Origin of the sequence: Streptomyces palmae (genome assembly GCF_004684805.1) — a bacterium.
GTDB classification, from domain to species: domain Bacteria; phylum Actinomycetota; class Actinomycetes; order Streptomycetales; family Streptomycetaceae; genus Streptomyces; species Streptomyces palmae.
On the sequence record NZ_SRID01000761.1, the window covers coordinates 1 to 799 of the forward strand.

1 protein-coding gene is annotated in these 799 nt (G+C 74.0%); it reads left to right on the top strand.

Going from position 1 to position 799, the window contains the following annotated elements; genetic code table 11:
- The first annotated feature begins 76 nt into the window (after window positions 1-76).
- Window positions 77-745, top strand: a complete 669-nt coding sequence (locus E4099_RS32530; RefSeq protein ID WP_135342664.1) for a maltokinase N-terminal cap-like domain-containing protein — start codon at window positions 77-79, stop codon at window positions 743-745.
- Window positions 746-799 lie beyond the last annotated feature (54 nt).

Here is a 799-nt window from a genome sequence, read left to right on the forward strand (position 1 = left end):
CCCTGAAGCCCCCCGCCGCCAGCCAATGGCAAGGTGGGCAGCGATCACAGCCGTTCGTTCAAGGGGGAGACCCGGTATGTCCGTCATTCACCACACCACGCTCAAGCCGACCAAGCTCGAACTGCTCACCTCCTGGCTGCCCACCCGCCCCTGGTACCGCGGCGGCGCCGAGCCGGAGCTGGCGCGGGTGGGCGGCTTCCGGCTGGACGACCCGGAGGGCGAGGTCGGGATCGAGCTGATGGTGGTCGCCGACACCTCGGGTGCCGAACCGGTGCACTACCTGGTGCCGCTGACCTACCGCGGCGCCCCGCTGGACGGCGCCGAGCAGGGCCTGGTCGGCACGATGGAGCACGGGGTGCTGGGCCCGCGCTGGGTGTACGACGGCGCCCACGACCCGGTGCTGCTGGCCCAGCTGCTGGCGCTGCTGGAGGGCCGGGTGGAGCCCCAGATGCAGAGCGTCAGCGACACGGTCGACCACGAGGTCCGCCACTCCTACACCGGTACGGGCCCGATCGCCCTGGACCCCGCCGCCACCACCGCCACCGACGATCACGACGGCACCGAGCTGCGGACCGCGGAGGGCGGCCCGGCGCTCCGCCTCAGCCGTGTCCTCCAGGCCGCAGCGAACGGTGAGCCCACCCTCCCCGAGGGCGCGATCGGCCAGGTGACCGGCCACTGGAGGCCGTCCGAGGACACCCTGGCGCGCGGCCTGTTCGCGGTACTGCACGCCGCCCCGAAGGCATAGCCCCTCCGGGGTGACCGGCCGCGCGGCGACCACCCACGGACCCGCACCCCACCG

Bases quoted from the DNA above. Each gene is read 5' to 3' on its own strand.
- E4099_RS32530 (WP_135342664.1), top strand. From the start codon at position 77: ATGTCCGTCATTCACCACACCACGCTCAAGCCGACCAAGCTCGAACTG.